Below are 26,068 nucleotides of genomic sequence, written 5' to 3' on the forward strand. Positions count from 1 at the left end.
TCAGCGCTTCGCAAGTTCGGCAGCGGCGGCTTCGACCCGGGCGGTAGCGCGCCGTACGTGCGCGAGGACGTCCTCGGCGTGCGGCGCTTCACCACCGGAGTTCAAAGCCTTGGCGACCTGGTTGAGGTTGTTGCCGACGCGGGCGAGGTGTGTGGAGGCGTTCATCAGCTCCTCGATGAGCGTGCGCTGGTCCATCAGCCAGCCCTGCGGGCCTTCCTGGACACGGGCGACGGCGACCGCGGCGTCGGCCAGGAACCCGGCCACCCGCATGCCCATGCTGGAGGCGGCCCGTTCTACATCAGCGAGTTCGTCGGCGGTCAGGCGGATGCTGCGCACACGGTCGCGCTGCTGGGCTTGTCGCAGGCGCGGACGCATACGCGGCTCGGCGACGACGGGTGGCTCCTCCCCCTCCCTCGGCTGCGATCCGCCCCCGGTCGCAGCCCGGTCCGGCGCCCCCTGGTGCCGGGCCTCCCCCGCCCCTCCGGGGGCGGGGGCTGCTTGCGAAACTCCCTCGGCGGCTTGTCCGGCGAGGGAGTTTCGCAAGCTACAGCTTGCTCGGCCTCGTTCCGGGTGGTCGTACGGGTGCCCCTCGCGTGGGGTGTCCGAGGCGTTCGGGGTCGTCATCGGGCGTTGTCTCCGGCTTCGACGCGGGCCTCGCGCAGGACCTCGGCGATGTAGTCGAGGGCGAGGACGGGGTGGTGCAGCGTGCGTGGCCTACTCGACGGTGTGCGCCGGACCGTCCAGGCCCCATCGGGGCCGGGCTCGGCGTGGTGCAGATGGCCGTGGGCGCTCAGGACAACGATCCATGCGTCGATCTCGTCGGTAGTGGGCGGCGTAGTGCGCACAGGGTCTCCTCTGCGGAGGACAGGAACGTCGGGGTGGGCGGAGTGACCGAGCCGCGGCGGACACCCTGCTCTCGGCGACCGGTTGAGCGGTGTCCGGAGTGACCGGGCGAGGTGTCCGCCGAATGACTTCGCGCGGTCAGCCGGTGGACCGGAGCGTCCGGTTGTCCGCCTCGGCGCGGAGCTGCTGCATCAGCTCGGTCAGTCGGTCATTGGACAGCGGGATCTGCTGTCCGCGGACGGCGTCGGCGACCACCTTGCGGGTCAGCTTTCCGGTGTCGGCGACCGCGCGGCGGGCGATCCGCAGCAGGTCGTCCGCTTCGGCGGCTGCGGCTGGGCTGGTGCTCTCCGAGGCAGGCACATCGGTGGGAGCGGTGTGCCCGGATCTGGTGCCGGGCTCTCCACTGGGGGCAGCGTTCCGACGCCCCTGCTCCGGAGCGCCCTTGGAAGCGTTGACCGGCTCGGATTCTGCGGTGACCGGTTCTTCGTCCAAGCCGTCCGGACGGATGCCCATGGGCCGGGCGGAGGCCCCGGCGGACAGCGTGGAGGGCTGCTGACCGGTGACCGGCCGGACAGGGGGTTGACTGTCCGGGACACCCCGACCCGACCGACTGTCCGGGACAGCTGTGCCACGCTCCGTCCGGACACTCGCGGTCTCCCTTGCGAGTGCCGTCTCCTTGTGTCCGGGCTGTCCGGCGCGGCGGGCGATGAGGATGTACAGGTGGACAGCGCCAGCCAGGGCCAGCGGCGCGAGGGTGGACAGCACGCCGACCGTGACGTCACCGAGCCGGAGACCGCCACCATTGGGGTGGTCGTTGAGGCGGACGGCGTGGAGGGCGTTGGCCCAGATGCTGGCCGCCGTCGCGGTGCCGAACAGCGCCCAGACATAGCAGCGGGCGCCGAGGGAGGCGCTGCGCATGACCAGCACCGCGCGCACTCCGTAGCCGATAAAGCCGTCGATGACGAAGGGGAAGAGGTACGTCAGCAGGCCACGGATGTGGATGGCGACGGCCATCTGCTGCAGCGCGTCGTAGGACAGCGCGCAGCCGGCCCCGCCCAGGGTGACAATGGCAGCCCGGTCCCAGCCGGTGATACGTACCGGCGCGGCGTCGGTGTGCGTCATGCGGCCGCCCCGAGGTCGTCGTGGTCGGCCTGGGCAGTGGCCAGAGACAGGTCAGCCTTGTTCTTGCGGTTGACCGAGCGGTTGCGGATCTCGCGGCGGACCTGTCGGTAGAGCTTCTCGGCGTGCTCCTCGGTGACCTTCAGCAGCCAAGCGAGCCGCTCGGCCGGAATGCCGGCCTGGTAGGCGGCGCGGGTGACCGCGCGCCGTTCGGCATCGGTCAGGTGGATGTCGCGGCCGGCCAGGGTGGCATTGACGCGGGCGTAGTCCAGGCGGTGGGGCAGGTTGCGGTGCAGAAGGTCGCGTTCCTCCTCGGTCATTCCGCCGCGGATGCCTTCGCGGTCGCCGTCCTCCAAGGCGGCGTCCAGGCAGGTCTGGCGGACCGGGCACTGCTCGCACAGGGCCTTGGCCGCGCGGATGCGGTCCATCTCATCCGGCTCCGGGAAGAAGATCTCCGGGTCGACCGGGTTGGCCGGTGTGGACAGGCAGGCGGCGTGGTCGTGCCAGGTGTAGTCGCCGAGAGTGCGCGGCTCGGCGGGCTGAGAGTGGTGCATGAGTGTGGTCTCCGAACGGCCCCGGGGTGCATTCGGGCAGGCGTCGGCCCCGGGGTGGTACGTGAAGGAAGGTGCGGGGGTGCCGGTCAGGCGGCGGTGAGGCGGCGGCGCTCGGCCGCGATGGCCCTTCTGCGGTCCGGGCCGTCGAGGATGACCTTGTCGGTCATCTCGGTCAGCCGGGAGGCGACGCGGTCGCCAATGTGGGCGCGGAGGTCGGCCATGCCGAGGTTGGTGGTCACCAGGGTCGGAAGCATCTGCGTGTAGCGGCGGTCGATCAGCCGCATCGTGATCTCCTCGGTCCACTCACTCGCCTTGGCGGCACCGAGGTCGTCGATGATCAGCAGCGGGCAGCGGGCCAGGTCCTGCAGTTCGCGTTCGCCGTCGTGGGCGGGCCGCGGCCGCAGCTCGGCGTACAGGTCGGCGGCGGTGGTCGCTTTCCACCGCAGGCGGACACCGGCGGCCAGCAGCGACCGGACGGCGCCGTACGCCTGGTGGGTCTTGCCGGTGCCGGTGGTGCCGACGATCAGCAGCGATCGCCCCTGGGCGATGCCCGGAGCTCCGTCCGGGCCGCGGCGTCCGGCGGCGGCGACTTCGTCCACCCAGGCGGTGACGGCCGGGTGGTCGGCGACGGCGTCCTGGTAGCGGGCCGGGATGCGTGCCTGGGCCGCCTCCAGGGCGGGGCTGGGCTCGGCCTCGTCGGCAACCGGTGTCCTCGGGTCGATGCCCCGGGCCTTGAGGATGCCGGTCAGACGGCGGGCGAGACCGCCGACGGGCTGGGCGTCGTGGTCGCGCATCACAGCTCCTCGGCGTAGGCGGCGGCAGGGTCGGCGGGGTTGGCCCAGGCCCGGTGACCGCGCACGGTAGGCCCGGATTCCGGCCGCACAAAGCTCCCGGGCTGAGCGGTGGCGTTCATCGCCTCGTGCACCAGACTCGCCAGGGTGCTCGGATGCAGACCCTTCGCCCGGTGGCGGGCCAGCCCGGCGCGGATGTGCTCGGGCGCGATGCCCTCCTTCAGCAGCTTGGAGACCTCGCGCCCCAGGTGCCCGAGCACACCCTGCGGTGGGCGGTGGGCGCAGGAGGCGGCGTACTCGCCGATGAGCTGCTGGGTGGAGGCGGAGCCGGGTGCGGGGGCGCTTGCGGCCCCCGAAGGGGAAGATCCTAGATCCACGTTCCTAGGTCCTAGATCCGGACCATGAGGGCTCACGGAGGGCTCACTGCTTCCTCCGTGAGGACTCACTGAGTACTCAGTGAGTGTCTCCTGACCTGCGGTTTCGCGGTCCGCGGAAGGCTCACGGTCTGCTCCATGAGGACTCACTGAACCCTCACTGAGTCCTCCATGAGCCTTCGGTGAGGACTCACGGAGGGCTCCCGGAGTCTGCGTCGCATCCGGCGCGGCGGGGTCCTCGGAGTCGTGGACCGGGCAACCGGGGTGGCGGATGCCGCTGGGCCGGTTGATCCGCTGGTGCTGGGCGAAGGTGACGATGTGCAGGTACCGCTTGGCATCGGGGCCTTCGTAACGGCAGATCAGTCCAGCGGCGGCGAGTTGGGTCAGGTCGTCCTCGACGTCGACCGGGCCGTGCTCGGGGCGCAGGGACCACAGGAGCCCGGCGATGACGGCGGGCTGGTCCCGGAAGCGGCCTCGGTCGTCGGCCTGGGTCAGCAGTCCGAAGAACGTCCGCTCCGCGTGGACGCTCACCTCGGCGAGCGACTCCGAGGCAAAAGCCTCGGGCTTCAACGTACGGATCCTCGCCATGCTCAGCGCCCCCTTGCAGCGACAGCGTGCTGCTCAACCGCGGGCCTCATCTCCCCCGCGGCCGGCTTCAGGTAGTGCGGCTCGCCCCCGTCCAGTCGTGAAAAGGCGCGCATCACTGTGTAAGTGCCGCGCGCCATGTCGGCGAGCAGCTCGGCGAGATGCTGCTGGCGGATGCCGGCGCAGGGTGCATCGGCGGGCAGGGCCGCGGACGCCCCTCCCCGGGCGTTGTCGGGCATGCGATAATTCCTCGCTCGTAGGTGGGGAGGGACGGCCGCTCTCGTCGAAAAGGTCAGCCGACCCGCCCCAGTTATGAATCCGCGCCCCTTCGGGGGTGGCGTCCCGGCGCTCGGAAGCTGCTACTTCCGGGCGCCGGGCGCGTTTCCCTCCGGCACGCTCGGTGTGGTTGTCGCGCTCCTCGCGGACGTTGCCTCGGCGGCTCTCGCCGAGGGACCAGCAACATATGCGCAGGTCGGTCAACGCTCCAGCCGCTAGAGGGGGTTGCCCCACACCGACGCCAACCCGACACATTCCCGGGCGATCGACGCAGGGTGCGCAGAGCCAGACACCTGCGGCAACAGGGCACAGCCCCTCCCGGCTGCACTGCCTCGGTCGAGACCGCGTGGCGCCGGATCGCTCCACGCGCCCGCCAACGGCAACAGCAGGAGTAACGGCGTGCACCCACCCCGTGAAGTCCACAGGACGGGCGCGACCAACACGAAGCCCGGGGTGCAGACCACTCCGTTTTTCGCTAGGCTGAACCTATTCCGATAGAGCAACAAAGTCAACGCGCCGACATTCCTTCGGTTCAGTGAAAAACGAGGTCCGATGCCTGCCCGCCACTTCGACAGAGGCCGCCTGCGTGCGGTGCGCCGCGCTGCGGAGCTGTCGCAAGGCGACGTCGCAGCTGGCGTCGGCGTGGCCACGTCCTCCGTGGCCGGCTGGGAAGCGGACAGCCCGACCTCGCCGGACCCGGAGAAGCTCCCCGCGCTGGCCAGAGTGCTCGGACGGGACCTGGACGATCTCTTTCCGCGCGCCGGGCTGCCGGACCTGGCCGACCTGCGCTGCGATGCAGGGCTGTACCAGAAAGAGACGAGCGCGATTCTCGGAACCAAGAGCGCTGGGCCCGTCCGGGGTGCCGAACGCGGGGAGCGGCGCCTCAAGGACCGGTACGTCGTGCCGCTCGCTGCCGCTTACGGGGTGAGCGAGGAAGAACTGCTGCGCGCGCAGGAGCGGTCGATCGCCAAGGCACAAGACGCCGAGGAGGAGGCTGCGGGAGAAGACAAGACCGCGGCCGGCGGACCGCCCGGCTCCCTCGCAGAAAAGATCACGTTCCTTTTGGAGCGCTCGTTCCCCGGCCAGCAGAAGCCGCCCTCGGACGCCGAGATCGCCGAAGCGGTGAACGCGCACGCCGAAGCCCACGTCGCCTCGGCAGAGGACGTGCGCACCCTCCGAACCGGTGAGCAGACGAACGCCGCCCCGCTCGTCCTGGAAGGGCTCGCCGCCTTCTTCGGCGTCTCGCCAATGTACTTCCAGCCCGACGACGCGGTGGCACGACAGGTCTACGAGGGATTGCGGCTGCTGTCAGCCTCACGGCGGGGTGCGGTGGGCCGCGTACGCGCCCGCGGCGGCGCTCAGGGCTTGCCGGCCGACGTGATGTCGATCGTCAATGACCTGGTGGATGAGCTGGAGCAGAGAGACTCCGGCTCTCGCTAGGGCGTGTCTGGCGAGTCGGTGACAGCCTGCATCCTGGATCGTTCTCAGCAGTGTGGGCCGGGGTGACTTATCGGATGCGGAGTGGGCTCGTCTAGAGCCGCACCTGCCGAGGAATACCGGGCGGGGTGGACGGTGGAAGTAGTGCCACCGCGAGGTGATCAACGGGGTTCTGTTCCGGCTGCGTACGGGGGTTCCGTGGCGAGACTTGCCGACCCGGTTCGGCAAGTGGCAGACGGTGTATGACCGTCATCGCAGTTGGTCGGCGGACGGTACCTGGGAGACATTTCTGCGGGCCCTTCAGGCTGCCACGGATGCCGAGGGAGGGATCGACTGGTCCATGGTCGGCGTGGACTCGACCGTCTGCCGGGCTCACCAGCATGCCGCCGGCGCCCGGAAACGTGCGCCGCGGGTCCCGGGCAAGCGAACCCGTCCCGCATGGCACCGCCCGGATGAGGCCCTGGGACGCTCCCGGGGCTGCCTGACGATGAAGATCCACCTGGCCAGTGAGGGCGGCCGACGCCCGCTTGCCCTGCTGACTACCCCGGGGCAGTGGGGCGACAGCCCGCAGATGATCTCCGTTCTGGGGCGGCTGCGCGTGCCGAGACCTGCTGGCGGGTGGACGTACGTGCGTACCATCCATGCCAGGAAGCGCGCCCCGGTGTACGCACCGCCGTGCTCCTGGGTGTACGGCACCGCATCGAAGACCGTGGCGGCCTGCGCGGGTTTCCCGCGCAGCAGCAGGTGCGTGCCTTCGAGGTGGGCGGCGGCGATCAGCGAGGCCGGGTCGGCTGCCGCCTCGGCGCCGGCCCGGAACTCCTGTGCCATCCGCGCGACGGTGTCGGAGTCGCCCTGCCCCATGGCGATCACGCCGCTGGTCCATATCCCTTTGCTGCGGACCGGACCCGATGCCGGGCACCGCTGCAGGGCCCGGTCGAGGTAGTGGCGGCCTTCCCCCAAGTAACCACAGGCGAGCCAGAAGAACCACAGCGCCCCGCCCATCTCCAGCGCGGAGTGTCCGTCCCTTCGGCGAGGCAGAAGTCCAGCGCGGCACGTAGGTTGGCGTGCTCGGCGACCGTCCGGTCCTACCGAGTGATCTGGTCCGGCCCCATCCAAGCGGCATCCGCCCGGTGGGCCAGCGCCCGGTAGTGGTCCCGGTGACGGCAGCGGAGCTCATCCTCTTCGCCCAGGCGGCACAGCCAGTCGGCGCCGTATTGGGCCGCTTCTCACCGCAGATCCGCGCCCGCATTGAGCATGTCTTCGCCCGGAGGAAGGCATGGAAGGTCCTCCGTGGCTGCCCTCTGAAAGGCGAGGCATCCAACACGGCATGCTCGGCTCGCCCGCCTGTGCGGCCTCACCCTCGCTGGGTGACGCAAAACGAGCGGGTCACCCAACACTCCAGAGAGCTTTTGGGCCCCTCAGGCAGCCTTTTCGCCTTGCGGCCGACTCTGTGTTGCCCGGTGGAGATTCGGCAGGGCCATGCGGCAGATGCGGGCCCAGGTGGAGGCGTACTGCTTGAGGAGGGGGCCGGTGGTGTACGGGATGCCGTGGGCGGTGAGGACTTCGCGGACGCGGGGGGCGATTTCGGCGTAGCGGTTGCTGGGCAGGTCCGGGAAGAGATGGTGTTCGATCTGGTGGCTGAGGTTGCCGGTGAGGACGTGGAAGACGGTGCCGCCCTCGATGTTGGCCGAGCCGAGGACCTGTCGCAGGTACCACTGCCCCCGGGTCTCGTTCTCGATCTCTTCCTCGGTGAAGGAGCGGACGCCGTCGGGGAAATGGCCGCAGAAGATGACGGTGTGGGCCCACAGGCTGCGCACGGTGTTGGCGGTGAGGTTGCCGAGCAGGCAGGGCACGGCGGAGGGGCCGGCGAGCAGGGGGAAGAGCAGGTAGTCCTTGGCGGCCTGGCGGGCGCCTTTTCGTACGGTGTTGGCGGTGTCGCGGAGGAAGGCGCGCAGGGGCTTGCGGCGCTGGAGAACGGCGTCGGCTTCCAGGTCGTACAGGGCGGCCATCCACTCGAAGAGCGGCGCGCCCAGGGCCGCGAGAACGGGCTGGAAGAGGTGGAAGGGGTGCCAGGGCTGGTCCTTGCTCATCCGCAGGACGGTGAAGCCGAGGTCGCGGTCGCGGCCGACGACATTGGTCCAGGTGTGGTGGATGTGGTTGTGGGTGTGCTTCCAGGCGTAGGCCGGGGTGGGGTTGTCCCACTCCCAGGTGGTGGAGTGGATCGCCGGGTCACGCATCCAGTCCCACTGGCCGTGCATGATGTTGTGCCCTAGTTCGAGGTTCTCCAGGATCTTGGCGGTGCTGAGGGCGGCCGTACCGGCGAGCCAGGCCGGCGGCAGCAGGGACACCGCCAGCGCGGCACGCCCGGCGATCTCCAGACGGCGGTGGACGGCCACGACGGTGTGAATGTAGCGGGCGTCCTCGGCGCCACGGCGGGCGAGGACATCGGCGCGGATACGGTCGAGCTCACGGCCCAGGGCTTCGGTGTCCGTACCGCGCGATGGCGCACCGGGCGGATCGGGCAGGACCGGCTCGGTCGAAAGGGCTGTGCTCATGGTGGTGGCTCCTCCGGTGAGGCTAGCGGGGTGCTCAGGCCGGTGCGGGCATTCACAGGTCGAGGGCGACGGGGCCGCTGGCGGCCGAGACACAGGTCTGGATCAAGTCGCCGGGCTCGCCGTGTACTTCGCCGGTACGCAGGTCGCGGACCCGCCCGTGCAGCAGCGGGCTGACACAGCTGTAGCAGATGCCCATGCGGCAGCCGCTCGGCATGGCCACCCCGGCGGCCTCCCCGACGTGGAGCAGCGGCGTGCCGGTGCCGGCGGCCGTCTCCACGCCGCTTGCTGCGAAGTGCACGGGTACGCCCGGGGCGGCACTGTCAGTGGTACCGGACGGCAACAGTGGTACGGGGCGGAACCGCTCGGTGTGCAGCCGCTCGGCGAGTCCCTCCTCACCCCAGAGCCGTTCGGCGGACTCCAGCAGCGCGACGGGACCGCAGGCCCAGGTGTCGCGCTCGCGCCAGTCCGGGCAGAGGGCGGGCAGTTGCTCCGGAGCGAGGTGACCGGCCGGGCGGGCGCCGGCGCGGGTGTGGTGCTCGTGCAGCCGGAACCACGGCAAGTCCTCGGCCATCGACCGCAGTTCGGGGCCGAAGACCGTGCGGGCGGGATCGGGAGCGGAATGCACCAGCAGTACGTCGGTGCCCTCCGCGAGGCGGCCGTTGTCGGCCAGGTCGCGCAGCATGGCCATGACCGGAGTGATGCCGATCCCCGCGGTGAACAGCAACAGTCGCCGGGGAGGCGGGTCGGGCAGCTGGAAGTCGCCCTGGGCCGGGCCGAGACGCAGTACCTCCCCGGGGTGGAGGCGGTGGGCCAGGTACCGGGAGACGTGGCCGTCCGGCAGGGCCCTGACGGTGAGGGTGAACGGGTCGCCGGGCCTGCCGGGCGGAGAGGTGAGCGAGTAAGTACGCCAGTGCAGCACCCCGTCGATCCGCACGCCCACGGGAACGTACTGCCCGGCCCGGTGCGCGGGCCGCCAGCCGTGGCCGGGACGGATCACCAAAGTCGTCGCGTCCGCGGTCTCCGACCGTACCTCCTCGACCCGCCCGGCCGGCCACCGCCGCGACAGCAGCGGATCGGCCATCGCCAGGTAGTCGTCCGGGAGCAGGGGCGTGGTCAGCCGCCCCGCCGCTCCCAGCACCAGGCGGACGACCCCCTCGGACAGCGCACTGCGATGCAAGAGACGGGCCATACTCCGGATGTCCTCTCCTCGACGACGAGAGATTCGATCACTGGGCTGCGGCAGCGCGCAGTTACGACGCGCAGAGGCCGTCGCCCACTCTTACGAGATCAGGGGGATGAGGCAAAGCGGCAGGGCGGTAATCCGTCGTAACGCGCTGCAGCCGGACCATGGCGTGGGACCGCCGTGCTGCGGCGATCGGGCCGCTGTACACCGGGCGGCGCCCCTGTCGGCCGGGCCGCCCGACTGACGGGCCAGCTGGTCCGCGGACGGGGGCACGGTCCGAGCCTTTGACCGGAACCGCTGCACCCGAACGCCCTACCCATGCCGAAGGCTGGGGCAGCCCGCTCAACGATGTGCCGACAACCAGGGCCCGCGCCAGAAGGCCGCGCTGCCTTGCCAAAGAGGCGAAATGAGCTGCTCGTTGTGACTTCGGCTCTACCACGCCGTCAATCATTTGCGGGGCATGTCTTACGAACGCACGCCCTTGGCTCCCGCGGTCAAATGCAGCGGCGAGCCCAGCTCACCGGATGCGGAAGCGACGCGCCTGCCTGTGCAGCGGCTTCGGCACTCGTCATGCGACGGGATCAGCTCCCCCACCACCGAGCGTCAGTACTCACCACTGACGGCGCCAGTCCACCGTCGCGCTTTCGGCGGGGCGAAATTGAGCCGGGGGCGGCGAGACCGGGAGCGGTGCTGATCGCTTGGCTCATACCTCGTCGGAGTGGGCGCCGAAGCCAGCGGTGGTTGTGCTGGTCGCCGGCCAAGGGCGGGCGGGGCCGCCGGGGGTCGCCGTGTCCACGGTGAGATGGAGGCGGGTGTCACCGTCGAGGCCGGGATAGCTGCGCTGTTCCGCTCCGTCGAAGCAGTGGCGGAGCGCCTGCGCGACCGCGCGGGCGGCTTCGGGGGTGTGCGCGATGATCCGAACCTCGGCGTGTCCGACCGACGGCATCGGCTGGGTCTCGATGTACTTATCGACGTACTTCATGGTGTGTGTTCCCTTCGGAGTGGGCGAGAAGCCGGCGAGCATGCGCTGCGGCGCCTCGCCCTCTCCCCCGGCCGGCGGAAGGCTCGTGCTCACCGACCGGTGTCTGTGCGATGAGCTCGACGCCTGGTGTCATTGGCCTGACCGGGAGGTTCGGCAGAGGCAGGGCGTGCTAGCCCATCGGGATCCCGACGGGGGACATGCAAGCCCCGCCCTCGCTTTCCCAGGTGGCTTCCCGGCGTCGGGCATCCCGGATGCCCTGCCCGATGACGGCTTCGTCGGCAAGCAGCACGCCTGCGGTCAGGACGCTGCCCGGGATCGCGGCGGCGGCCATCAACCGGGCAGCGGCCGAGGGCTCGGTCTCGGGCGGGATCACCAGCAGGTCCCAGCGGCCGATGGTGTAGGAGAGCAGGATCAGCTTGTCGGGGTGCTGTTCGGTGAACCAGCCCACGTGCAGCGTGTGCCCGGCCACGGGAACCCTGCGCGGGACGACGGGCCAACGGGTGGGGTTGACGGTGACACGTGTGATGCGGCCCCAGGCTTCGTCGAGCGCGGTGGCGAGCGGCGGAAGCTCGGCTTGGAGGCCGCGCGAGTAGGGCCACCAGGCCCCGTCGAGCTGACCGGCGAGCGTGGTCGTCGGAGTGAGCGACAGGCGCGCCGGGAGCGCTACGGCGACGTCGCGGGGCGAGGCCCGGTCGAGGATGGTGGTCATGGCTGCCGGCCTGCCCCCGGGCGGCCCTGAGGGGCAACCCGGCTTCTTGTGGTCGCCGGAAATGACACCCGCATGGAAGCCGGTGTGCGAAATACTCCCGGTAATTTGACTGTACACCCGTTCAGTGGGCTTTTACCGATGTGACCAGGTATTTTCCGGATGAGTCACAGGACGGGTTTGCTGTGCCGAGCGGCGGGGCGGAGCGACGGGAGTAACGTGAGAAGAGGGCATGTTCGTGCACTTCGGGCGACCGGGCACCTGCATCGGTGCCGACCCTGCGACGGGGTGACGGCCGTCCCCCTCATAGACGGGCGGCATCCATCATGGCTGACTCCGATACTCCCCAGACGCCTCTGCTACTCCTGCCGGACGCGATCCACCAGACGGTGATACCGGGTATCGCGCTGCTGCGGTTGGAGACCACATGCTCCCGGCAGGGAGTCCTGGACGGTGCGTGGTGGCCGCGCACAAGGAACATCGAAACGGAGCTGCCCGAGCTGATCAGTGTGCTGACCGAGCACCTAGGGCCGATCACCCGCGTGGGACTCGACGCATCCGCCTGGGAGAACCTCCCGACCCGCCTGGTCATCGACGACCGTGTCGTACACCTCGACGCCGACCCGGTCGGCGACGACACTGTCCTCATCACCCGCGGCGACAAGGACCACTTCGCCCTGCTGGTGGTCCCTCCGGACGCCACCGCCGACGCCGCCCGTGAAGCGATGGCCCGCGCCGTGCGCGCCGACAACGTCACCCCGGCCGCACAGATCCTCGTCGCCACCCTCCCCGGCCCCGGGACCGAGTAACGGGCCTTCGGCTCAGGGTGCTCTCCCGTCCCGCCGGGGGCTCTCCTCGTCGGGTGGGAGGGGAAGGGTGATGGTGCCGTCGATGATGTCGCGGGACAGGTCGACGATGCGGATCCGGTGATGGCGGGCGTGGGCGCGCAGGCGCTGGAAAGCGGCGGCGGGATCGATGGCGTGGTGGGAGGAGAGATAGCCCTTCGCCTGCTCGATGACCGTGCGGGTATTCAGGGCGCCTTGGAGCTGTGTGCTCAGTGTGCGGTGATGGTCCAGAGCGGTCTGCTGGAGCAGGGAGATCGCGGTGGCATCGGCCAGGGCCCGGGCGAGGTGCTGGTCGGCCTCGGACAGAGGGCCGGTGGCACGGCGGAAGAGGTTCAGCACGCCGATGGTCTCCGCTCTCAGCCGGATCGGGCCGGCATGCACGGAGCGGTAGCCGGCGTGGTGCGCGCGGGCGCTGAAGTCCGGCCAGCGGGAGGAGGCTGCCAGGTCCAAGTGGTTGACGGCGGCGCCGTCGCAGTAGGCGGTGAGGCAGGGGCCCTCGCGGGCGTCGAGTTCGAAGAGTTCTACGAGGCGGACCTGTTCGGAGGTGGTGGCGACCAGGCGCAGCGGGCCGCCGGGGGCGGCCAGCATCACCCCGGCGTCGCCGATGTCCAGGAGATCCATGCAGTGTTCGGCGACGCGGTACAGGAAGTCGGCGGGGTCGAAGTCGGCGACCAGGGTGTCGGCCACGTCGATCAGCGCGGCGGTCACCCGCGTCTCACGGGACGGAGGCGCGGGCCCGTCCGGTGCGGGCGGGCCTGTTGCCGGTAACGGCGGATTGGGCACAGCAGCCTCCGGTTGTCGGTGTCAGCGGCCGGACCGGAAGCGTCATACACGGGGTCTGGGTGGCGACCACCCGGAATACCAGCGCTGTCCTGCGGCCAGACTACGCCCCGGGCGCGGCCCTTTCAGCCTGGCCGAATGCCTGCGCCCGCCTCGCCGCGAGGTGCCTCGCGGTCCGGGATGCCTTGAACCTACGCCTCCACACGGCCATTGCGGTGGGGAGTTGGGCGTACGCTGGGCACTGCTGCCCGCGCATGACGCTGTTGCCCTGCTCGGCTACCCTGACATTGGCTTCCGATCGGGCAGTTCGGCGGTGAGTGCCGGAGACCGGAACCGTACCGATGGACACACGCTGGGCCGCTGGCGGCCCCAATAACTGTGTTCTGAGCTTCCCGTGAGGCCCCCGCGGCCGGAGGCCGCGAGGTTGGCCTACTACCTTGCCCGCCACCACGACGGGCCGGGCTCCGTCGCCGCCGCGTGCCGGGCGGCCCTGCAGGCTCCGTGCTCCGTAGGGCTGACGCTGGCCGCGGATGCCGCGCTGGCCCGCCGGATCTCGCTCTGCTGCGACGGCCCGCTGGCCGACACAGGAGAGACCCTGCAGATCAACCTGGGCGAGGGACCGTGCGTGCAGGCCCTGCAGCAGCATGCCTCAGTACTCGCCGATGACCTGGCCGACCTTGGCACCACGCGGCTCTGGCCCCTCTTCGCCGGCGAAGCCCAGGTCCGGGGAATCCATGCGGCGTTCGCCCTGCCCGCCGCGTCCCACCCCCGCTTCGCAGACCGGGCGGGCATCGTCCTGTCCCTGTACCGCGACCGGTCCGGCCCGCTGTCACCAGCCGACCAGCACACCGCCCGCATCCACCTGGAAGCCGCCCAACTCCTCCTCCAAGCCGCCTGTACCTCCGCGCCCGAGGACGATCCCCCCTTCCTCCACTTCACACCGCCCCAGGCAGTCGTTCACCAGGCAGTCGGTGTGATCATCCAGCGTCACCACCTCTCCGCCGACCACGCGCTCGACCGGCTGCGCGCCCACGCCCACAGCCGTGGCATCGATCTCAGCGACCTCGCCCATGCGGTCGTCCACGAGGGCCTGACCCTCCCCGACTAGGCCCCGCCCGGCGGATCATTGCCTGCGGCAGCGAGCCTCGGGCAGTGATCCGCAGCACGCGACTTGGAACAGCGCTTCAGGCCAGGGAGAACTTGGCGACGTACTCGTCTCTTCACAGGGCCACGGAATCGGTGCCCCGTCCTTCACGCCGGCGATTTGAGTGCCGTAGACCTGCTTGCGGCCTTCATTGACCAGCGTGCGGTCGCGCAGGCTCGGCCAGCTCGCGCTGGCTGGCCGAGCCTGCCGACACCGGGTGCTGCATCAGGTGGAGGGCGCGCCGTTGAACGTCGAGCTGCCGGTCGACGTGCTGGGCGATCAGCCATGCTGCGCGTGCGGCTTCCTCGCCGACCATTTCTGCCGTCGGCCAGCCGTATTCGTCCATGATCTCGCCCAGCCGGTCACCGTGCCGGGCGGTCAGCCGCCGCCAGGCCAGCTGCTCGGCAGGGTCGTCGCTGTTCGCGCGGGCTGCGGACTGGTGATCGGTCGCAGCCATGTCCGTGAGCTCCGCGGCCAGCGCGGCAACGTCGTGCGTCATTTTCAACTCCCGGATCAGATCGGTGCGTTGTGCCCGTTGCCCGCAAGCCTAAAGGCGTAAAACATGCATAAAGATCATTCCGGAGAACGGTGACAGGCACATCCTGGCACGGGGATAACGGATCTACCCCCGAAGCCGGAGCCGGATCGCTATGACAGTCACGGTGCCCGAGAAGGCATAGGCACGCTTGTCGAACCTCGTGGCCACGGCCCGGAAGTGCTTGAGGGCGTTGATCGTCCGCTCAACTACATTCCTTCGCTTGTAGATCGTCTTGTCGAAGCCCGTGGGCCGGCCGCCGCGACTGCCGCGACGCTTTCGGTTGGCCCGCTGGTTGCCCGGTTCGGGAATGGTGTGCTTGATCTGCCGTCGGTGCAGGTAGCGGCGGTTACGGCGCGAGGAGTACGCCTTGTCACCGCCGAGATGATCCGGCCGGGTAGGGGGACGCCCGCCGCCGAGGCGGCCAACGCGGATACGTTCCATGACGGGGATGAGCTGCGAGGCATCGCCCCACTGGCCCGGAGTGATCAGCAAGGACAGCGGACGGCGCCCGCCCTCTCCGGCGAGATGAATCTTGCAGGTGAGACCTCCCGGGTATGGCCCGAGCCCCTCGTCGGGACGGTGCTGCCGGGGCGTGCGTCTTTCCCGGCACCCGCGGGGGTCTCCCGCGAGCGCCGCCGGCGTGCTGGTGGGCCCGGCGGGAGGTGGAGTCCACACTCACCATGGGCCAGTCGATACGGCCTTCCGCGTCAGCGTCGGCCAGGGCGGCCGCGAAGACCGTGTCCCACGTATGTCCCACGTGCCGTCCGCCGATCAGCGTCTGTGTCGCTCATGCACGGTCTTCCACTTGCCGATACGTGCGGGCAGATCCCGCCACGGCGCCCCGGTGCGCTGCCGGGAGAGGACCCCGTTGATCACCTTGCGATGGCTCGCCCAACGCCCGTCCCGCTGGCGGTCTTCGGCAGGTGCGGACGCAGCCGCTCCCATTCGTCGTCTGTGACACCTCCCCGCCCCATGAACATGCAAAAGACTCGAATCCGAGGCAGTCACATGATCCGTCGGACACGTCTAGCGCTTCGTTAGGTTCTGGCCTTGGTCAGGGGGCGTCCGCAGGTGGTGCAGGTTCCGGCCCAGCACCGCAGGAGGTCCTGCAGGGCGTCGAGGACTTGGTAGAGGGTGAGGCCGGTGTGCGGGCTTTTGGGTCAAGACGCCGGAGGGTGAGGAATGCCTGGGCGGCGGTGACCAGGGTGACGTGGTGGTGCCAGCCACGCCAGGTGCGGCCCTCGAAGTGGTCCAGGCCCAGGCCGTGCTTGAGCTCGCGGTAGTCGTGCTCGATGCGCCAGCGCATCTTGGCCCACCGCACCAATTCCTTTATCGGGGTGGTGGGAGGCAGGTTGGAGATCCAGTAGCCGGTTGGTTCCGGGGCGTCCTCGGGCCATTCGACCAGCAGCGTCCGCGCGGGCAGCACCCCGTCCCAGCGGTTGCGGCCGCCGCCTTGCTCTTGGGCGACGCGGCTGGCCTCCTTGCCCGACGGACGCACCTGAAGCACGGCAAACCTTGAGGTCAGCTCTCCTTTGCTGCCCTGGCGCCAGGCCACCTCGGAGAAGGTGGTGGCCTCCCCTAACAGGTCGGGCAGGGGCCGGGCTGCGATAGCGCGGCAGGGTCGGCGGCCCCAGCCCGCCATAGGCCGGCCAAGACGGCTCCGCCGCGGCCGGCCGGGCGACCTCCTTGGGTCGACCGCCACCACATGGGACCAGCCGCGCCGTTCCAGGGCGAGGCGGAAGGAGACACTGCGGCCGTAACCAGCATCAGTCACGATCACCGGCACGGCCGGCAGCCAGGTCGCCAACCTGTCCAGCAGGCCCAAGGCCAGCTGTGACTTGGTCACGTGGCCGCCCTCGCCGGGCACCCCCGCCGACCGGCGGCGCCGGGCATCCTCCACCCACTCCTGGGGCAGGAACAGCTCCCACTCCAGCGGGCAGGAGGCGCTGTCGGTGGCCGCGTGCACGCTGACGGCGACCTGGCAGTTGGCCCGCTTTCCCAAGGCCCCGCAGTACGGCCGGGCCGCCCCCACCGAGGCCGTGCCGCACTTGGGAAAAGACACATCATCGATCACCCACACCTCGGGCCGTACCACCTCGCACAATCGCTCGGCGATCCGCCGCCGCACCGGTGTCCACTCCCACGGCGACTGGTTCACGAACTGCTGCAGAGCCTGCATGTTCCCATCCGGCAACCGCTCGGCCATCGGCTGGATCGACCTACGCCGGCCGTCGAGCATCAAGCCCCGCAGATAGCACTCACCCCACCGCCGCTGATCCCGCCGCGGCAGCGAACCGAACACCTCGGCAACGAATCCGGACAACTCACCCCGGAGCCGTTCCACCTCCCCGAGCCTCATACCGCCACCATGCCGCTAAGCAGGCAAGATCGGCACAGCTAACGAAGCACTGCTAGTAGTGCCCCATAGGTTCTGATCCCGGCGGCTGGGGCTTCCCCGGACCGGCTCGCGGACGCGGCCCGGAACGCAGACTGGAACGGCCTGTTCGAGGAGTTGGGCAGGCATCCGGAGCGGGTCAACCTGCCCCGCCCCGGGAACCGCAGCGGCTTCGCCCCGTTGCATCAGGCAGCCTGGCACGGCGCGGACTTCGCGATCGTCTCCCGACTGGTCGCGCACGGCGCCTGGCGCACGCAACGCACCCGGGACGGACGGCGCGCCGTGGACATCGCGCGGGAGCAGGGGCACACGCATCTGCTGGAGCTCCTGGAGCCGGTCCTGGTGCGACACCCTCTCCTCCGGAGGCGCTGGAGCACCACTTCCATGCGCTGCTACGTGAGCGCACCGGCCGCTGCTTCGAAGAGATCGAACACTTGCTGCCGCCGCTGGCTCCCCTGACGGAAGGGCCGGCCGTGGAGATCTTCTTCCAGGTGGTCGGCATGATGGGCGGCTTCACGTACCGGCTCGAAGAGGACTACGTGCATGTGCGCGCCCACTCGCGGATGGACGGCGACGACGGGGAGTACTACCGCGTGACGCCCGAGGGCTGGTCCAGGATCGAACGCACCCGTGTGCCGCCTCCGCCGTCGCGCGCCGCGCAGCGTCCCGAGTCCTGACCCGCGAACGAGCCACCGCACGGAGCGCACGCAACCAGTGCCCTAAAACTGCGAAGGCCGGGCGCCGCCGAGCCCCAGTGGCACTTGGCGCAACACCGGCCAGCCCTACTCCTGTTCGTGCATACGGCCGCCGGCGACGACAGCCCGGACCCGCTGCAGTGCTTCGAGGTCCTGGAGCGGGTCACCGTCAACGAGGAGGAGGTCAGCGCGGAGGCCGGGGGCGACTCGTCCTGTCACCGCACCGAGTCCGAGCGTCTCGGCAGCCCGGCGGGTCGCCATGTCGAGGATGGCGTTGTTCGGGATGCCGAGGTGGGCGTAGAAGGTCAGCGCGCCGGGCAGGCCGTCGAAGCCGGTGCGCTGGACCCCGGCGTCCGTGCCCACAATCATGTTGGCTCCGGCGTCGGCCATCTGCCGGATCTGGTCGAACATGAGGTTCGCGCGCTCCTCGCCGAAGACCTTCGGCAGCATGCGCCAGTGCGGGCTCACGGTCGTGCTGACCGTGATGTTCCCGTCGATGATGCGCTGGAGGACGTCGCGACGGAGGTCGAATCCGTCCTCGGTCATCCACGTGCAGTGTTCGAGGGTATCGACGCCGGCGTCGACGGCTTCGGTGATCGCTTCCGTTCCGTGCGCATGCGCGGCGACGGGCAGCCCGGCGGCATGAGCCTCCTCGACCAGGGCCTGCAGCTCTTCGCGAGAGAACTGGCTCTGCCAGCTGCGCGGGCCGTCCTTGGTGAGCCCTCCCCCGCTCGTCATGACCTTGATGACGGCGGCACCGGCTTCGGCGTTGCGCCGGACCAGGTCACGGACCTGCGTCTCACCGGTGACCTCTCCGCCAAGGAAGTGGCAGTGTCCGCCGGGCGGCGTCGCCGGGGTGCCGGCCGCGAGGATGCGCGAGCCAGACAGCCGGCCGGCCTCGACCTCTTCAGCGACCCGGAAGGCCAGACCGTTGCGGTCCCCCAGGTCACGCGCCGTCGTCACGCCACTGCGCAGCAGCTGCTCAGCCCGATGCCGCATCTGGTCGAGCAGTACCTCGTCGCTGTTCTGCAGTGCGGCAACGGGGTCCGGGCTCCCGTCGAAGATGAGATGCACGTGGGCGTCGATGAGGCCAGGCATGACCGTGCCGGTGAACTCGACACGCCGGACGTCAGGTCCTGCTTGCCGGCTGATCTCTTCTCTGGGGCCTACCGCGATGATCTCGTCGCCGTCGGTGAGGACTGCGCCGTCCTCCAGGTACGTGCCGGTGCTCACCAGGATTCGGTCAGCGGTGATCAGCATCGACTGGTTCTCCTCGGTTGGTCGGCTGGTGGCTGGATGAGCTGAGGGCCTCGGAGATGGCGATCAGCTGACGGACATCGGATTCCTGATCTCCTCCATCAGAGATGGCCAGCGGCATGGCGCGCCGTGGCGCTGGGGCTCCCTGCTCAACGCGTTGCACGGCTCGCCGGAGCCTGTCGGCCAGCTCTTCGGGAGTGAGGTCGAGGAGTCCATCTTCGTCCTCTCCCCCAGCCAGGTAAGGACTGACGTCAACGAGTCCGTCTCGGCACTCCACCATGCGGCGGTAGTACCGCCGGTGTACGCCTCGCACACGGCGTGCCTCGCGAGGGTCATTGGAGCAGGGCATCAGGACGTTGTCGGGATACGCCTCGGCCAGCAGTTGCCACAACGGCGCCAAGCGGCGGTGGTCTCGACGGTGCCGGAACCACAAACGCGCAGAGGTAATCCGCGTGCGGACGGCGGGATAGGTGATACCGACGACGAACAGCACAATCGCTACAGCGAGGAAGAACGCGACGGCGGCCGTCACCTGCTGTGGCACAATTCCCCCGCGCCAGCGAATGAGGATCATGACGCCTCTGACCAGGCAGGCGACGGCCATCGCGCTCAGTCCAACAGCAGCCATCCACAGACCCGTGGAATGTGGTCGGCTCGACTGGCGAGCACAGCGCCGGGTCCATCTCCCCGCGACCGCCAGGGCATACATGAGATACGCACCTGCCAGGCCGTAGAAGAACGCGACCTGGGGGATGGTCATGTCCGCGGTGCTGTACGAGCCGGCGAAGACGTCGTGCGGGACGGTCGCTGCGTCGGCGATCAAAAGCGCTGCGACCATCACCACCACGGCCGCTTCCCTGCGTGCCCGGCGTCCGCCGGCCTGTTCGTCTGCCGAGTACAGGTAGAAACACATAAGGAAGTACACCGTGCCCAGCAGCAGCACGTTCTGCGCGATCTTCCCTGCTCCATGGTCAGCACTCATCGATGCTTCAGAAGCAACGTTGGGCAAGGCGAACGGGTAGGAGGCCACTGCGGTCACGAGGCACAGCGTCACCGAGCGAAGGGGCGCATCCTTCGGGTGCCGCGCAAGCTGGTAGAGCTTCCAGACGACGGCCGCGGCCGGGACGAGAAGCAGCAGATGAAACACGGGCTACCGCCAGCCGCGCTGGTCGCCGACGACCGACTGCACCCTGCGCAGGGAAGGGTCCTCCGCCAACGGGGTGGCGCCTTCCACAGAGGACCACTCCAGCAGGGACGTCGCTGCCGCTTCAACGACGCACTCTTCCTCCGACTCGTACGAGCAGCGCTGGGTCACCCGGCGGATCATCTCGTTCTCGAACACCGGGATCAGATCTGCCCAGGTCTCGACAGCGTCCTCGGATTCTTCATCGCCGGCGTCGTCAGCCACGAGGATGTGCCCCAGCTCGTGGAGGATGATGTGGTCTTGGTGCAGCCGTGTCGTCTCGGCCTGGTAGATGATCACGTCACGTCGGGACGTTTCGACCAACAGGCCCGAGGGGCCGAGTGTCGTGAGCCGCCTCGCTTCCAGCTCAATCGGACGTCCCCGTCTGTCCCCGAGCGCCTGGCACAGACGGGCCATGTCGAGCGGCGGGTGGATGCCAAGGTCACGGAGCTCTCGGCGCATCCGGTTGAGAAGCTCTGCCTCAGCGGTCGGCGGTACCTGCAGCCGGCGGCTCCTCCACCAGCGCGACGCCGCACCCCGAAGATGGGCCACGCTGCCAGCGAGAGCGCGACCACTCGTACCCGATCGCATTCGAGTCCCTTCCGTACCGGCCGAGCAGCTCCACTCGGGAGCCAGGCGAGCCATCCCCGTCCAACTTGCCACCGCGCATGCACGACAGACGCGGTCGTCGGGGGTACGTCGGGACGCACCGCTCTATAGCGGCTTGAACGGGGTCACGGACTCCGCCCAAACCCCCAGAAGGCGCCTCATGATCACTACCGCGAACAAGCAATAACGCCCCACTGGACAATCCAGCGGGGCGTCGGGCGCCACATGCGGACGATACGTGATCCGTGCACGAGACCGAGGCTTGATATCGATGCCTCAGCCCACATCCCGACGCACACCCCACTCACACAAAAAGCATGAACAGGACACTTGATCGTTGACCTACATCCATGCGCTGGCATTTCCGATGCCCACCATGCCCATTTCAGCCGCAGCCCTCGCTTGAGGATTGTTACCGATTCGAGATATTTGAGCATTAGCGCTGACCGCCGGGCACCCAGACGCCCCATATGCGCCCCGAAAGGTGATCTGTGTATGTGGCCACTCTCGGCCGGATCGAACCAAGGCAGGAGTTACCGTTTCAGCCATGTCTAAGGTGCTTCACGACCAAGGCGATGACTACCTCAGGTTCTGGGACGAATACCATCTGTGCACGCTAACGACGATCAGGCCGGACGGACGGCCACACGTTGTGCCAGTTGGCGTCACCGTCGACGCCGATGCGGGAGTCGCACGGGTTATCACTCGCAAAGGAAGTAAGAAGGTCGCCAACATCCAGGCTGCGCAGCCCAGCGGGGCGCGCGTGGCCCTCTGCCAGGTAGACGGGGGCCGCTGGGCGACTCTGGAGGGAACAGCGGAAGTCCTCACCGACCCCGACGCCGTGGACGATGCCGTTCAGCGATACGGCGCGCGGTACGGGCGCACGCCGGCCCCGGATCCGGAGCGCGTCGTGATCAGCGTCACGATCGAGCGTGTGATGGGCCGAGCGACGTTGCCCTAGCTAGGCGGCGATCCGGGGATCACCCGCCTCAGAGGCCATCGGCATAGACCCGGTCTCCGAGAAGAAGCTGTGCGAGAACTTCAAGACGGGAGCCGGGCGGCCCCTGGGCGCGAGCCCGGCCGAGCTGCGCGAACTGGGCTTTCGAGTGGTCCTTTGTCGGTGGGCCGGCGGTCACCGCTCGCGAGCGTGAGGCGGGAGTTGAGCGGTGGTGGCGGGGACGGCGAGCGAGGCAGTATGTGCGGGTTCGTTGTCCGGTCTTTTGGTGCCGGGGCGACTTGCACCGAAGGTACCCCCGATACCTTCACCGGTCTTGAGTGCACTTCTGATGTCGGTATTCAGTGGCCTTCAGCCAGGAAGCAGTGCCATGCCGCCAGCGGGCGCTCCTCCGGTAGGGTCCCGACGTCTCATCCCGGAGGCTGGGTGTTAGCCAGGAACCGAGAAATAATTGACCAGCGAGTGGGTCATTGCTCTGCCTTTCGAAGGGGACTGCTCGACCTGGTAGGAGACTTCCCTGCCTAGCGCAGTCGCCTGACGTGCAGCCAAGCGCGCCCTTCGAAAACCACACTCGGCCCCTGCGCAGCGTCATGGGCGTCTCGGAGGCCACATTCGGGTTTCCCATTCACCTGACCCGACTCTCCGGCGACGTGGAGGGGCCAGACAACCCTCACGAAGGGGCAGCAGCTCGGAGAGATTCTTCTCCAGCTCCTGGTGATCACCGTAGCGAGCTATACGGACGGCGAGTGGACGAGCAGGTCAGGCGCTCTACAGGACGTCCGAAACCGCTGAAACAGCAGCCGCGACCGCGCCAAGCACCGCAACGTAGACACCGACCACTGCGATCTTCTCTGACGGCGTGTAGTGGTTCCAGCCGGACGGGATGTCGTTGAGGATCACCAGCCTCGGGCGGTCCCTGTACAACTTCAACGAGTACTTCACGAAGTAGACCACCCCCATGACGCACATAAGAGAGGCGATCAGTTTCGCCAGCACGGGCACCGGCGGGAGGTTCGGCGGCGTCTCAGTAAGCGCTGCGAACCCGACAAACGCCAGCCACGGCATGAAGAGCGTCACCTGCCAGTCAAAGGCACGCCCCGTCTCGTCCTTGCTCTTAGCTCCGCGATTCTTCAGAAAAAGTTCGATGCGGGCTTGCTGGCCGTAAACGAGGATGTCGTCCGTACCACTCACCCTGACCGTGACCGTCTTGCGCGTAACGCCTATCTGGACCTCGACTCGACCGGCCGGGTCCGCGGCCTTGAACTCAAGGTTGTCCCATGGTTCCCGGTCATCGTAGTTCGGTGATGACGTGACCTCGTTGATCAGGTCAGGGAGTAAGCGCGCGGTCCAGCGAGTGTTGTTGTGCACTGTCGCGACACTGACGTGCTCCGGCGGGACGTGGCCAGTAGCACGGGTGAACAAGGCGACCAAGTCTGAGCGCCCGAGGCGGCACTCCGTGTATTCACCGTTCAGCTCCGTGGCAGGTGCGCTAATCATGAACGGCAGTATGGGGTGCGCACGTTGGCCAATCAAAACCGAAACAGATGGATCAACCTTGTGCCGCGGGCCAGTCAAGTGCACGTTCTTCGTGTCTGATCCGGGGTGCAAAGGAGTCCAAGGCAGCCCAGCTATCCTCACCGGGACTGGTCCAGTCACTCTCGCAAGGGATGGGCCGAAGAAGCCTGCAGGTGGCGTGTCAGCGCCCCGTACCGGGCATCATCGGTACCGCCCTGAGCAGGTGTGCCTGAAAGCGGCCCGCAGCATTGCGTCGCGCGCCTTGGCATGGGTGTCGTGGACGAACCAATCCTTCTCCGTACGGCGCTGCCCGACGAGACCCACTCGGCTTCCCACACGAGGTTGCACCGGGTGCTTCCCATGTCCCGGAGGCTCGCGCCGCGGCCCCGGGACACGAGACCTGTGCCTAGTTCAGGCTCTTCTCAATGGCCTCGAAGATGTCCGAGTCGGTCTCCTGCTGCCATTGCGGCAGGTCGGGCCAGTCCGCGACATAGCCGGGCTTGGGGTCTTCGAAGTGCTTGTACATCTGGGCAGTCCAGCACGTCGCCACGAAGCGCCCCTTCTGCTCGCGCGACAGCCGCGAAGCGTGGCCGCCGCTCAGATCGAGGAACTGGCGCACCTGCTCGTACACGGCACCAGCCGCTGCACGCTCCCAGTCAGGGGTGTCCTCCCAAGGCGTCACATAGCCGGCCTTCGGTTCGCCGGGGAAGTGCTGGTGAACGCCTGCGATCCACGCTTCACGGAACAGTCGCGCGCCCTCGGTCTGCGACATGCTGGCCCCTCTCGTCACGTCGTGCTCAGTGCGCTGATCTCCGCTCCCAGCTCGGCGATCCTCCGATCCCGGGCCAGCGGGCCGATCACAGCTCGTAGGCCCTGGAGTCTACGGGCGACGTAGCCGGAGGAAGATTCCCGGGCCAGGGTCAGCGCCTCCCGGCCGTACGTGATCACCTGGTCCGTATCCCGCCTTTTCGCGCCGATCGCTGCGAGGTCGGTGAGCACGGCACCGCGCCGGCGGAAGGACTGCCCCTGGGCGAGAGCGCCCTGCTTCAGCGCGGTCGTCAGCGCTGTTTCGGCGAGGTCGAGCCGGCCGAGCTGCACGTACCGGGCGCCACGTTCCTCGGCGAGCCGAGAGCCGTCGAACCTCAGCCAGCCTCCGTTGTGAGCAGGGGTGGCGAGGTTCTGCACTTCCTCCGCTTCGTCGAGAGCTCGCTCGCACGCTGTGAGGTCTCCCAGGCCGGCGAAGGCTTCCGCTTGTACGGCGGCCACCCAGTGCCGTGTGGAGAGGGAGCTGTCTCCGCGCTTGGCGACCCTTTCGGCAGCCGACAGCACGCCTGCGGCTTCGCGGTACCGCCCTTCGTACACATCCACATACGCCTGTCGGGTCAGCGCGCAGGCCCACAGATCGAAGGCTTTGGCGTCCTTGCTCGCCGACGCGGCCAGCATGTAGGAAGCCGCTGCGTCGGTGTAGCGGTTCCCGTCGAAGGACAGTTCGCCGGCAAGCTGGAACAGGTCGCCGGCAGCGCTGCACAGTGCCCGTACTTCTGCATCCGAGCGGTTGGCCAGGGCACCGTTGAGTGACGTCAACTGGTCGCGCACGATCGGGTACACCGAGCCTTTGGAACGGGCCAGTTGGTAGACCTGCCAAAGATGGCTGTTCATCCGTGCGAAGTCGGAGGAGGTCCCGCGGCGGACTCCCTCGGCCAGGGCTTCGGCCTCATCCAGCGGCAAAGCGGTCAGGGCGCCGGTTACGGCAATCGCGCGCAGGAATTCGCGTCGAATCATGTCGTCTATGTCCCCAGAGCCGTGGTGATCATCGCTTGATGGCAACCCTGCGGCTTCATCAGGAGGCGGTGGCGGAGCCACCAGGACGTCCAGCTCGTCAAGGTCGATGTTCAGCAGCTCCGCCAGCTTCGGCCGAATCGGCGGCTGCGGCGAAACCTTGTGGTTCTCCCAGCGCTGGACCGTTGTGCGGTCCACGCCGAGCGCGTGGGCAAGTCGTTCCTGACTGTAACCCAGAGCCTTCCGCCGCTTAGCCAACCCCACTGCGGTTCCCTTCCCCGGCTCGTCCGGGCGTACCCGTGCTGCGCAGCCGTGCATCAGATCTGCATCAAGAGTGCCGCATAGATGCCGTGGAGCGCTGCGCCTCGAAGCGGTTCCCTGGATGTGTCAGCCAAACCGTGGCTCACAGGAAAGGAGGCCGGCACGTGATGGGAACCCATGAGAGCGCGGTCGAGCCACCCACTTCGGAGATCAGGTTGGATGCGCACCAAGAGGTTGACATCGACCTGATCAATACGACCATCGAACTCGCCCTCGTTCCCGGCGTGAGCATGCCGCCGCGGGACGCCATCGACGGCCGGACGGTGGAGCTGCACAAGCACCTTCGGCTGCTGATGGAGGCAGTGGACTTCCGTGCCAAGGAGCGTCCAGCGGTACGAGCCCTGTACCGGGTCGCCCACAACCTTCTCGACCTGCAGAAGCGTCCCACCGCAGAGACCACGCACTACCAGGCGTGGGAACACATGCGGAACCTGGCCACTATCACCGCCGCCTTCCGCGACCTGTACCTGAAGCGCCCCACCGCCCTGTGATCGGCTGATGTACGCGATTCCCCCCTCCCTTTGCCGGCTCGCACTCGCCGTCGGCGAGAAACTGCACCGTCGGCACACGCCCCCGCCCTCATTCCAGGAACCGCCCACGCCGGAACGGCACCCGGTTGCCGCTGGAGCCGAAACCCTTCCTCCGCA

General features: G+C 68.7%; 25 protein-coding genes and 4 pseudogenes. 8 read left to right on the forward strand and 21 right to left on the reverse strand.

The features are described 5' to 3' along the window. From mobC to AAC944_RS04915, 7 genes are all read right to left on the reverse strand, one after another. Complete coding sequence (mobC, locus tag AAC944_RS04885; protein WP_368396875.1) at window positions 1–336, reverse strand: plasmid mobilization relaxosome protein MobC; 336 nt, start codon at window positions 334–336, stop codon at window positions 1–3. Between the two features lie 284 nt (window positions 337–620). After that, window positions 621–845: a hypothetical protein gene (locus AAC944_RS04890; protein ID WP_030611602.1), complete on the reverse strand. Its 225-nt coding sequence runs from the start codon at window positions 843–845 to the stop codon at window positions 621–623. Between the two features lie 136 nt (window positions 846–981). After that, the gene (locus AAC944_RS04895; RefSeq protein ID WP_030611599.1) at window positions 982–1,965 is read right to left on the reverse strand and encodes a DUF2637 domain-containing protein; all 984 of its coding nucleotides are present in this window, start codon (window positions 1,963–1,965) and stop codon (window positions 982–984) included. Then, window positions 1,962–2,516 (reverse strand): WhiB family transcriptional regulator, encoded by a 555-nt coding sequence (locus tag AAC944_RS04900; protein ID WP_030611596.1) that lies wholly within the window; start codon window positions 2,514–2,516, stop codon window positions 1,962–1,964. The genes AAC944_RS04895 and AAC944_RS04900 overlap by 4 nt, the downstream gene beginning before the upstream one ends. Window positions 2,517–2,602: 86 nt before the next feature. Next, entirely contained in the window at window positions 2,603–3,310 is a 708-nt protein-coding gene (locus AAC944_RS04905; protein ID WP_030611594.1) for an ATP-binding protein, read from the reverse strand. Continuing rightward, entirely contained in the window at window positions 3,310–4,269 is a 960-nt protein-coding gene (locus AAC944_RS04910; RefSeq protein WP_030611591.1) for a hypothetical protein, read from the reverse strand. Before AAC944_RS04910 ends, AAC944_RS04905 begins: the two co-directional genes overlap by 1 nt. A 2-nt stretch (window positions 4,270–4,271) precedes the next feature. Further along, window positions 4,272–4,505 carry a hypothetical protein gene (locus AAC944_RS04915; RefSeq protein ID WP_030611588.1) on the reverse strand — a complete coding sequence of 78 codons (234 nt, stop codon included), beginning with the start codon at window positions 4,503–4,505 and terminating at the stop codon, window positions 4,272–4,274. Window positions 4,506–5,094: 589 nt separating this feature from the next. Here AAC944_RS04915 and AAC944_RS04920 point away from each other — a divergent pair. The 3 genes and pseudogenes from AAC944_RS04920 to AAC944_RS04930 form a co-directional block, all read left to right on the forward strand. Continuing rightward, window positions 5,095–5,982: a helix-turn-helix domain-containing protein gene (locus AAC944_RS04920; RefSeq protein ID WP_030611585.1), complete on the forward strand. Its 888-nt coding sequence runs from the start codon at window positions 5,095–5,097 to the stop codon at window positions 5,980–5,982. A 52-nt stretch (window positions 5,983–6,034) separates the two neighbouring features. Continuing rightward, window positions 6,035–6,622: pseudogene (locus tag AAC944_RS04925) on the forward strand (IS5 family transposase); the annotation flags it as partial. Between the two features lie 589 nt (window positions 6,623–7,211). Further along, window positions 7,212–7,350: pseudogene (locus tag AAC944_RS04930) on the forward strand (IS5/IS1182 family transposase); the annotation flags it as partial. Between the two features lie 47 nt (window positions 7,351–7,397). Here the strand turns inward: AAC944_RS04930 and AAC944_RS04935 are convergent. From AAC944_RS04935 to AAC944_RS04950, 4 genes are all read right to left on the reverse strand, one after another. Then, window positions 7,398–8,534, reverse strand: coding sequence for a fatty acid desaturase family protein (locus AAC944_RS04935; RefSeq protein ID WP_078888421.1), 1,137 nt, complete (start codon window positions 8,532–8,534; stop codon window positions 7,398–7,400). Between the two features lie 52 nt (window positions 8,535–8,586). After that, the gene (locus AAC944_RS04940; protein ID WP_258052514.1) at window positions 8,587–9,615 is read right to left on the reverse strand and encodes a ferredoxin reductase; all 1,029 of its coding nucleotides are present in this window, start codon (window positions 9,613–9,615) and stop codon (window positions 8,587–8,589) included. A gap of 805 nt (window positions 9,616–10,420) precedes the next feature. Next, the gene (locus tag AAC944_RS04945) at window positions 10,421–10,792 is read right to left on the reverse strand and encodes a hypothetical protein (protein WP_374936821.1); all 372 of its coding nucleotides are present in this window, start codon (window positions 10,790–10,792) and stop codon (window positions 10,421–10,423) included. Window positions 10,793–10,868: 76 nt separating this feature from the next. After that, complete coding sequence (locus AAC944_RS04950) at window positions 10,869–11,408, reverse strand: DUF5994 family protein (protein WP_030611570.1); 540 nt, start codon at window positions 11,406–11,408, stop codon at window positions 10,869–10,871. A 323-nt stretch (window positions 11,409–11,731) separates the two neighbouring features. Between AAC944_RS04950 and AAC944_RS04955 the strand changes: the two genes are divergently transcribed. Beyond that, the gene (locus tag AAC944_RS04955; RefSeq protein ID WP_030611567.1) at window positions 11,732–12,214 is read left to right on the forward strand and encodes a DUF5994 family protein; all 483 of its coding nucleotides are present in this window, start codon (window positions 11,732–11,734) and stop codon (window positions 12,212–12,214) included. Window positions 12,215–12,226: 12 nt separating this feature from the next. On the opposite strand, the gene AAC944_RS04960 is transcribed toward AAC944_RS04955, so the two are convergent. Beyond that, entirely contained in the window at window positions 12,227–12,958 is a 732-nt protein-coding gene (locus AAC944_RS04960; protein WP_037771722.1) for a GAF and ANTAR domain-containing protein, read from the reverse strand. A gap of 496 nt (window positions 12,959–13,454) precedes the next feature. Between AAC944_RS04960 and AAC944_RS04965 the strand changes: the two genes are divergently transcribed. Then, on the forward strand, window positions 13,455–14,138 hold the full coding sequence (locus AAC944_RS04965) for an ANTAR domain-containing protein (protein WP_030611563.1): 684 nt from the start codon (window positions 13,455–13,457) through the stop codon (window positions 14,136–14,138). Window positions 14,139–14,246: 108 nt separating this feature from the next. Here the strand turns inward: AAC944_RS04965 and AAC944_RS04970 are convergent. The 3 genes and pseudogenes from AAC944_RS04970 to AAC944_RS04980 all read right to left on the reverse strand — a co-directional run. Further along, window positions 14,247–14,673, reverse strand: a pseudogene (locus AAC944_RS04970) (DUF6624 domain-containing protein); the annotation flags it as partial. 123 nt (window positions 14,674–14,796) lie between these two features. Continuing rightward, window positions 14,797–15,686, reverse strand: a pseudogene (locus AAC944_RS04975) (IS5 family transposase). Window positions 15,687–15,766: 80 nt separating this feature from the next. Further along, window positions 15,767–17,071: an IS701 family transposase gene (locus tag AAC944_RS04980; protein ID WP_103830415.1), complete on the reverse strand. Its 1,305-nt coding sequence runs from the start codon at window positions 17,069–17,071 to the stop codon at window positions 15,767–15,769. Between the two features lie 470 nt (window positions 17,072–17,541). Here AAC944_RS04980 and AAC944_RS04985 point away from each other — a divergent pair, with 470 nt between their 5' ends. Then, the gene (locus tag AAC944_RS04985) at window positions 17,542–17,784 is read left to right on the forward strand and encodes a hypothetical protein (protein WP_490368259.1); all 243 of its coding nucleotides are present in this window, start codon (window positions 17,542–17,544) and stop codon (window positions 17,782–17,784) included. 105 nt (window positions 17,785–17,889) lie between these two features. Here AAC944_RS04985 and AAC944_RS04990 read toward each other — a convergent pair whose 3' ends face one another. The 3 genes from AAC944_RS04990 to AAC944_RS05000 are packed head-to-tail and all read right to left on the reverse strand — an operon-like array spanning window position 17,890 to window position 20,542. Next, a complete protein-coding gene (locus AAC944_RS04990) occupies window positions 17,890–19,062 on the reverse strand; it encodes an amidohydrolase family protein (protein WP_030611555.1) in 1,173 nt (390 codons plus the stop codon). Beyond that, the gene (locus AAC944_RS04995; protein ID WP_258052501.1) at window positions 19,046–20,206 is read right to left on the reverse strand and encodes an MAB_1171c family putative transporter; all 1,161 of its coding nucleotides are present in this window, start codon (window positions 20,204–20,206) and stop codon (window positions 19,046–19,048) included. Before AAC944_RS04995 ends, AAC944_RS04990 begins: the two co-directional genes overlap by 17 nt. A 3-nt stretch (window positions 20,207–20,209) precedes the next feature. Further along, window positions 20,210–20,542 (reverse strand): hypothetical protein, encoded by a 333-nt coding sequence (locus AAC944_RS05000; protein ID WP_258052500.1) that lies wholly within the window; start codon window positions 20,540–20,542, stop codon window positions 20,210–20,212. 856 nt (window positions 20,543–21,398) lie between these two features. Here AAC944_RS05000 and AAC944_RS05005 point away from each other — a divergent pair. Beyond that, window positions 21,399–21,812 carry a pyridoxamine 5'-phosphate oxidase family protein gene (locus tag AAC944_RS05005; RefSeq protein WP_030611550.1) on the forward strand — a complete coding sequence of 138 codons (414 nt, stop codon included), beginning with the start codon at window positions 21,399–21,401 and terminating at the stop codon, window positions 21,810–21,812. Between the two features lie 762 nt (window positions 21,813–22,574). Here AAC944_RS05005 and AAC944_RS05010 read toward each other — a convergent pair. From AAC944_RS05010 to AAC944_RS05020, 3 genes are all read right to left on the reverse strand, one after another. Next, window positions 22,575–23,303 (reverse strand): hypothetical protein, encoded by a 729-nt coding sequence (locus AAC944_RS05010; RefSeq protein ID WP_146074927.1) that lies wholly within the window; start codon window positions 23,301–23,303, stop codon window positions 22,575–22,577. A 424-nt stretch (window positions 23,304–23,727) separates the two neighbouring features. Next, window positions 23,728–24,093 carry a hypothetical protein gene (locus AAC944_RS05015; RefSeq protein WP_030611546.1) on the reverse strand — a complete coding sequence of 122 codons (366 nt, stop codon included), beginning with the start codon at window positions 24,091–24,093 and terminating at the stop codon, window positions 23,728–23,730. Window positions 24,094–24,107: 14 nt separating this feature from the next. Further along, complete coding sequence (locus AAC944_RS05020; protein WP_078888419.1) at window positions 24,108–25,418, reverse strand: helix-turn-helix domain-containing protein; 1,311 nt, start codon at window positions 25,416–25,418, stop codon at window positions 24,108–24,110. A 110-nt stretch (window positions 25,419–25,528) separates the two neighbouring features. Between AAC944_RS05020 and AAC944_RS05025 the strand changes: the two genes are divergently transcribed. Further along, a complete protein-coding gene (locus AAC944_RS05025; protein WP_258052513.1) occupies window positions 25,529–25,912 on the forward strand; it encodes a DUF6415 family natural product biosynthesis protein in 384 nt (127 codons plus the stop codon). The last annotated feature ends 156 nt before the right edge of the window (window positions 25,913–26,068 follow it).

The organism is Streptomyces sclerotialus (genome assembly GCF_040907265.1).
GTDB lineage: Bacteria > Actinomycetota > Actinomycetes > Streptomycetales > Streptomycetaceae > Streptomyces > Streptomyces sclerotialus.